The 7,378-nt window shown below is 68.8% G+C and carries 5 protein-coding genes; 1 reads left to right on the top strand and 4 read right to left on the bottom strand.

Features of this window, described 5'->3' with window-relative positions:
• The 4 genes from ACWELQ_RS32235 to serS all read right to left on the bottom strand — a co-directional run.
• Positions 1-633, bottom strand: a 633-nt coding sequence (locus tag ACWELQ_RS32235; RefSeq protein WP_452400806.1) for a DMT family transporter, incomplete at its 3' end; no start/stop codon positions are given.
• Between the two features lie 54 nt (positions 634-687).
• A complete protein-coding gene (locus ACWELQ_RS32230) occupies positions 688-1,935 on the bottom strand; it encodes an MFS transporter (protein ID WP_452400805.1) in 1,248 nt (415 codons plus the stop codon).
• A gap of 106 nt (positions 1,936-2,041) precedes the next feature.
• Positions 2,042-3,910, bottom strand: a complete 1,869-nt coding sequence (locus ACWELQ_RS32225) for a putative bifunctional diguanylate cyclase/phosphodiesterase (protein ID WP_452400804.1) — start codon at positions 3,908-3,910, stop codon at positions 2,042-2,044.
• A 75-nt stretch (positions 3,911-3,985) separates the two neighbouring features.
• Complete coding sequence (gene serS, locus ACWELQ_RS32220) at positions 3,986-5,245, bottom strand: serine--tRNA ligase (RefSeq protein WP_452400803.1); 1,260 nt, start codon at positions 5,243-5,245, stop codon at positions 3,986-3,988.
• A gap of 150 nt (positions 5,246-5,395) precedes the next feature.
• On the opposite strand from serS, the gene ACWELQ_RS32215 reads away from it, so the two are divergent.
• Entirely contained in the window at positions 5,396-6,985 is a 1,590-nt protein-coding gene (locus ACWELQ_RS32215; RefSeq protein ID WP_452400802.1) for a GMC family oxidoreductase, read from the top strand.
• Positions 6,986-7,378: the final 393 nt, after the last annotated feature.

Here is a 7,378-nt window from a genome sequence, read left to right as displayed (position 1 = left end):
ACCGGTCGCGAAGTTCGCCAGCGTCGCCGAGAACGGGCCGCCGACCACCCCGACCCGCCCGTTCACCGCCTGCTGCCACGCCACCAGCAAGCCCGCCGCCAGCGGCAATGCCACCAACAGCACCGACGCGCCGCCGTGGCCGCCCAGCGACCCGGATCCATTGCGGCCCAATGCCGCGAGCAGCACCGCCACCAGCCCGAGCACCGCCGCCGCGATCCGCCACGGCGTCACCGGCGTCTGCCCGCCCGGCCCCCACCCCAGCCGATCCACCACCAGACTGCTCACCACCTGCCCCGCCACCGCCGCCACGGTGAACGCGGTGACCCCGATCGTCGCCACCGTAAGCCCCTGCCCCGCAACGAAAAACGCCCCCGAAATCCCACCCATCAACTGCCACCACCGCAACTCCCCCGACCCCAGCGCGACCCGCACCCGCCCGACGCCCGCCCGCAACTGCCCGCTGCACGCGAACACCACCGCGAGGATCAACAGCCCGCTCCCGAAACTGATCGTCGCGGCCGCGATCCCGTCCCCCAGCCGATGCCCCAACTCCCCATTGATCCGCGCCTGCGTCGCCACGGCAACGCCGATGGAACCCCCGAACACCAACCCCAGCCACCGCCGCACCGCCACCGCCCGATTCTCCCCGCCGCGCACCCTCAACCCACAACCGACCGACCGGATTCATCATTGACCGGCTCGGGGCGGCAGCCAGGTCGGGATCAGCGCCGCCGCCAGCAGCAGCGGCAGGCCCAGCAGGGCGACCATCACCGGGAGCGGGAGCCAGGTCGAGGCGAGCGCGGCGAAGGCGAAGACCAGCAGCGCGATCACCTCCGTCGCGAAGCCGGATACCGACGTCACCGTGGCGCGAGCGGGTCCGACGATGGCCTCCTGGAGGCGAGCACCGGCAATCACATCGGCGTTGTAGTCGATGCCGTATGCGACGCCGACCGCCGAGAAGCCCACGGCTGTCAGTACATACAGGGCCGCCGGATGCTGCGCGGCCGAACCGGCCAGCAGCGAGCCGCCGATGAACAGCACACCGGCGACCGCCAGCGCGGCCGCCATCGTGCGGTTTCGCATGGCCTCGGTGCGGCCCGCCAGCAGTGAACCGGCCAGGGATCCGGCCACCGTGACACCGACCAGGATGGCGGCCAGGGCCGGTCCGGCACCGGCGTGATCGGCCAGCAGCGCGAAATACTCGTCGAAAGCGGTCATGCCGTTCAGCAAGGCGACCAGCACTACACCTCGGCGAATCATCCGCACCCGCACGGCTTCTCGCAGACCGGCACGAAGTACGGCGAGATAGCCGAGCCCCTGGTCAACGCCTGCACGGGGAGATTCCTCGCTGTCGAGGTCCTCGGGCAGGTCCTCCTCCAAGTCCTCGACCTCGGCCGCGGAGACCGACTTCGGTGCACTCGGCAGCGTGACGGCACAGGCCGTGTGCAGCACCGCCATCGCGACGCTCGACCAGGCGACGAGCGTATAGCCGCCCAGGGCATAGAGGGGTGCGGCGGCGAGAATGCCGAGGAGGGCGGCGGATTCGGCGGCGGCGCGGGTGTAGCCCATCAGGCGCGGATAGACGCGGGTCGCGGATCGGGCCGTGAGGTCGTCGTAGATCAACGCCTCGAACGTGCCGGAACGCAGCGAGCCCGAAGCGCCCCACAGGACGAAACCGGCCGCGAAGCCCAGGTAGGTCGGGTACAGGGTCCAGGCGAGAAAGCCTGCCGCGAGCAGCGCGCCGGACAGGATCAGCAGGCCGCGGCGCGAGACCGTGTCGGCCCAAGCGCCGGACGGGATCTCGAGCAGGAACGAAGTCGCCGACCAAATGGCGAGCAGCGAGGAAATCTGCGCGGCACTCAGTCCGTGGGCGGCGAAAAGCAGTGCGTAGAGCGCGTAGAGCGGGATCAGGTCGGCGGTGAAGGCGAACAGCACCGCGCGGGCGGTGAGGGCGCGCGTCGAGCCCGCGTGATCGGGGCGGGCTGCGGGGACTCCCCTACGGAGTACGAATCAACAGACGTAAACGAGCAGACGCATGAGATCAACCCTGCGCGCCGGGTGCTCCCCCGTCAAGCGGATTGTCCATCGGGATCCAGCCATTCGTGTTCGGCTCGCCGTCCGAGATCGCTGCCCCGACCAGGCCGTGCCGGTCGTTGAGATCGTTGATCAGCTCCGACACCGGATGCGAATCGCTGTAGTGGTAGCCCTGCGCCAGCGCGAAACCGAGCTCGGTCAGCACCGCCGCCTGGTACTCCGTCTCCACACCCTCGGCGATGACCTGCAAGTCCAGAGACTTGCTCAGCGCCGCGATCACGCCGAGCAGTGGCGGGGCGGGCGAATCGGAGCGAATGGCGGCCACGAACGACTGGTCAACCTTCAGGATGTCGGACGGCAGCGTCGCCAGCCGCGACAGCGAGGAGTAGCCGGTCCCGAAATCGTCGATGGCGATGCGCACGCCGCGCTCGCGCAGCTTGTGCAGGTTCGCGATGGCGGTCTCGGATTCGGCGGCCAGCTCGGATTCGGTCACCTCGAGCACGAGTTGCTCGGCGGGCCAGCCGGTTTCGGTGAGAATCCCGGAAACCCGGTCGGCGTACTCGGTTTCGGCCAGCTCCAGACCGCTCACATTCACGTTCAAGGTCAGATCGAGCTGGGCGAAGGTCTCCTGCAGCCGGGCCGCGTCCGCACAGGCGCGACGCAGGACCAGCTCGTCCAGATCGGAGATGAGATCGTATTCCTCGGCCACCCGAATCAGGCCCTCGGTGGTGACATCCGGCTGCGCGTGTGAGGACCAACGCAGCAGCGCCTCCACCCCGACCGCGCGGGTCGCGCCGTCCGACAGCGAGACGATCGGCTGGTACTGCACGTCCAGGGTGCCGCGGTCGATGGCCTCGCGCAGCTCCACCGCCAGCGGCAGCTGCCGCGACGACTCCAGCACCGTGCGATTGCGGCCCGCCTGCTTGGCCCGGTACAGACCCACATCGGCGCGCGACACCAGCAGCGACCCGGATTCGCCCGGCTGCCAGGAGGTCACACCCGCGGAGCAGCCGGTGGTGACCGCCGCGCGCAGCTCCTCGGTCAGCAGGATCGCGGCCTGCTCGGTGGTGCCGGGCAGCAGCAGCGCGAAGGCGTCGCCGCCATAGCGGGCCAGCCGCTGATCCGGGGCGAGCAGCTTCGACCAGGTGTCGGCCACCCGCTGCAGCACCGCGTCACCGGCGCGATGCCCGAGGTGATCGTTGATCTTCTGGAAGCGGTCCAGGTCCACCAGCACCAGCGCCAGACCCTGACCGGTGCGGGTGGCGTGCGCGATGGCATTGCTCAGCGCCCGATCGAAACCGCGCCGATTCAGCAGACCGGTCAGCACGTCGATATCGGCGTCGGAGGCCATGCGGGTCAAAATGCCGACCACGATGCCGATCCCGAAGGTGATGCCCGCCGGGATCAGGCCCGACCACCACGGCAGCCCACGTGAGGGGACCACCCACAGACAGCAGGCGATGGCGAACGCCAGATGCGCGCCCAGCCAGCGCCAGGAGAAGAAGATGGCGGCATCACAGGCGACGAACACATAGAACGCCGCCAGGCTGATCGCGCCGACCGTGTTCGGAAACCAGTGCACCGCAACGGTCACCAAGACCGTCGCGGTCGCCACATAGGCGTGATGCACCGAATGCGGCAGCCGCGGACCCCAGATGAGCAGGCTGATGCCCAACAGCAGCGCGACAAAAGCCGCCACACCCACCAGCGGCCGATTGCCCTCATCACCCGGAGCGACGGCCGTCAGGATCAGGCCCAGCAGCCCGCCCATGACATAGAACGCTCCGGTGGTCCGAGCCATGACCATTGCCGTCGCCAGCGCCGATGCCGCCCGCACCCGGGTTCGGGTATCGCCGCGAGACCCGATTCCTCGCACGCTGCCTAGCCTAGACATAAGCGCTGCCAGCGGTAGACACAACCGCCGGAATAAGCCACGCCGAGTAGCGAATACTCAGCGAGGCTTCAAGACGTCGGTACCGACGAAAGGCACCAGCGCAGCGGGCACCCGCACCGAACCGTCGGCTTGCTGATGGTTTTCCAGCAACGCGACAATCCACCGCGTTGTCGCCAAAGTGCCATTCAGGGTCGCGGCGATCTGCGGCTTGCCGTTCTCGTCGCGGTACCGGACATTGAGCCGGCGCGCCTGGAACGTCGTGCAATTCGAGGTCGAGGTGAGCTCGCGGTAGGTCCGCTGGGTGGGAACCCAAGCCTCGCAATCGAATTTGCGCGCCGCCGAGCTGCCCAGATCGCCGGCCGCCACATCGATGACGCGGTAGGGCACGTCGATGGCCGCGAGCATGTCCTGCTCCCAGGCCAGCAGTCGCTTGTGCTCGGCGTCGGCCTGATCCGGCGTGGTGTAGACGAACATCTCCACCTTGTCGAACTGGTGCACGCGAATGATGCCGCGGGTGTCCTTGCCGTAGCTGCCCGCCTCGCGCCGGAAGCACGACGACCAGCCCGCGTAGCGCTTCGGGCCCTCGCTCAGATCCAGGATCTCGCCCGAGTGATAGCCCGCCAGCGGCACTTCCGAGGTGCCGACCAGGTACAGGTCGTCCTCTTCCAGGTGGTAGACCTCGGCCGAATGCTGACCCAGGAAGCCGGTGCCCTGCATGATCTCCGGGCGCACCAGCACCGGCGGGATCACCATGGTGAAGCCGTTGGCGGTCGCCTTCTGCGCGGCCAGCTGCAGCAGACCCAGTTGCAGCAGCGCGCCGTAACCGGTCATGAAGTAGAAGCGCGACCCCGAGACCTTCGCACCGCGTTCCATATCGAACAGGCCCAGCGACTCACCCAGATCCGTGTGGTCCTTGGGCTCGAAATCGAATTCGCGCGGGGTGCCGATGTGGTCGAGCACGATGTAGTCGTCCTCGCCGCCGGCGGGCGCGCCCTCCTGCACCACATTCGACAGCGCGCGCTGGGCGGCGACCATCTCGGCGTCGGCGGCGTTCTCGGCGGCCTCGGCCTCCTTGACCTTCGCCGACAGCTCCTGCCCGTGCTTCAGCAGCTCGGCGCGCTCGTCCGGGGAAGCCTTGCCGACCTTCTTGCCCAGCGTCTTCTGCTCGGCGCGCAGGTTGTCGGCCGTCGCCACCGCGGCGCGACGGGCGGCATCCGCCTCGAGCAGGGTGTCCACCAGAGACGGATCCTCACCGCGAGCACGCTGCGACGCACGGACCGCTTCCGGGTTTTCCCGCAGGAATCGAAGGTCGATCATGGCTATTGAGCCTAGTCGGCGGCCGCCACCCGATTTCGTGTAGGTCCGGCCAACCACCCCACGACCGGCCGATTTCCGCCCTAGGGTTAGCCGTATGGGACGGCAGGCAGCCCGGCAGTGGCTCCGCCGTGGTCTTTCGGAGGAGTCACGATGACCCAATACACCCCGCACACCGCCGATTTCGTCGTCGTCGGAGCCGGATCGGCGGGGGCGGCACTGGCCGCACGATTGAGCGAACGACCGGGCACCAGCGTCGTGGTCCTGGAGGCGGGCGGCGAGGACAAGGACAAATTCGCCCACATCCCGGCCGCGTTCAACCAGCTCTTCCAGACCGACTACGACTGGAACTACCGCACCGAGCCGCAGCCCGAACTCAGCGACCGCAAGGTGTACTGGCCGCGCGGCAAGATGCTCGGCGGCTCCTCCTCGATGAACGCCATGATGTGGGTGCGCGGGTTCGCCGCCGACTACGAGGAATGGGGTCGCGCCGCCGGACCGGAATGGTCCTTCGAGAGCGTGCTGCCCTACTTCCAGAAGCTGGAGACCGTCGAGGAGGCCAGCGAACCCGGCGAAGGCCGTAGCGGACCGCTGCACATCTCGCGGCAGCGCAGCCCTCGCGCGCTCACCCACACCTATCTGCAGGCCGCCGCCGAAGCCGGATACCCGGTCGAACGCGCCAACGGTGATCGGCCGCAAGGGTTCTCGCAGACCATGGTGACCCAGAAGCGCGGCGCGCGCTGGAGCACCGCCGACGCCTACCTGCGGCCCGCCCGCCAGCAGGGCCGCAATGTCACCGCCATCACCGACGCCCACGTCACCCGGGTGCTCTTCGAGGGCAAGCGTGCCATCGGGGTGGAATTCCGGGTCGGCGGGGAGACCAAGCAGATCAGCGCCAAGCGCGAGGTCATCCTCTCCGGCGGGGCCATCAACAGCCCGCAGCTGCTCATGCTCTCGGGCATCGGCGACGCCGACCGGCTGCAGGATCTCGGCATCCCCGTCCTGCACCACCTGCCCGAGGTCGGCCGCGGCCTGCGCGACCATCTGGCCGCACCCATCGTCTACCGCACCCGCGCGGGCAGCCTCTTCGGCGCGGACAAGAACCTGCTCGAGCTCGCCAACTACCTGGTCCTGCGGCGCGGACAGCTGACCTCCAATGTCGGTGAGGCGTACGGATTCACGCGCAGCCGCGAGGACCTCGACCTGCCCGACCTGGAACTCATCTTCGCGCCCGCGCCGTACATCGCCGAGGGCCTGGGCGATCCCGACGGGCATGCGCTCACCTTCGCCGCGGTGCTGCTCAAGCCCGATTCCATCGGCAGCATCACCCTCACCTCGCCGGATCCGTTCACCGCGCCGCGCATCAGCCCGCGCTACTGCGCCGAACCCACCGACCGCGCCGCGCTGCTCGCCGGTCTGCGGCAATGCGTCGAAATCGCCCACCAGCCTTCGATGAAGGAGCACATCGGCGAACTCATGCAGCCCGCGGTCTCCTCGGACACTCCGATGGAGGAGGTGCTGCGGCGCTGCCTCGAGGACCACTCGCACACGCTGTACCACCCGGTCGGCACCTGTGCCATGGGCAAGGACGAGGCCAGCGTGGTCGATCCGCAACTGCGGGTGCGCGGCATCGAGGGCCTGCGCGTCGCCGACGCCTCGGTCATGCCGATCATCACCCGCGGCCACACCCACGCGCCCGCGGTCATGATCGGCGAGAAGGCGGCGGATCTGATCTTGTCGTAGGCAACACAACTCGGGCCCAACCACCCGTGACAGCACCCTCCGGGTTCGCGGCGCGTCTCGTTCTGGACTGAGCGGAGCGGAGGAGCGAAGCGGGGGAGCGGAGGGAGGGAAGAACGAGACCTCCAGCGCCGCGAACCAGCCGGAGCGAAGCGGAGGCAATTAGACTCAGCGCCGATGCCTGAGCAAAAGATGCCTCCGCAGTGGCCCGCGCCTCCGTCTTCGCAGCGCCCCGGGCCGCCGAACCGTCGGAAACCGACGGCGCTGGATGGATTGCTGAAGCCGTTGCGGGCAATGGAATCCAAGCTCGATCGCAACGGGCCGCTGTCGGCGTCCACGGTCCGCTGGGGGCTGCTGGCCATGGCGGTGGGCGTCACCCTCGCGGTGCTCATCACC

It is taken from the genome of Nocardia sp. NPDC004722 (assembly GCF_053601505.1).
This window is presented reverse-complemented; position numbering and strand designations above follow the sequence as displayed.

Coding starts and splice junctions, on each gene's coding strand:
- serS (WP_452400803.1), bottom strand. CDS start 5,245: ATGATCGACCTTCGATTCCTGCGGGAAAACCCGGAAGCGGTCCGTGCG.
- ACWELQ_RS32215 (WP_452400802.1), top strand. CDS start 5,396: ATGACCCAATACACCCCGCACACCGCCGATTTCGTCGTCGTCGGAGCC.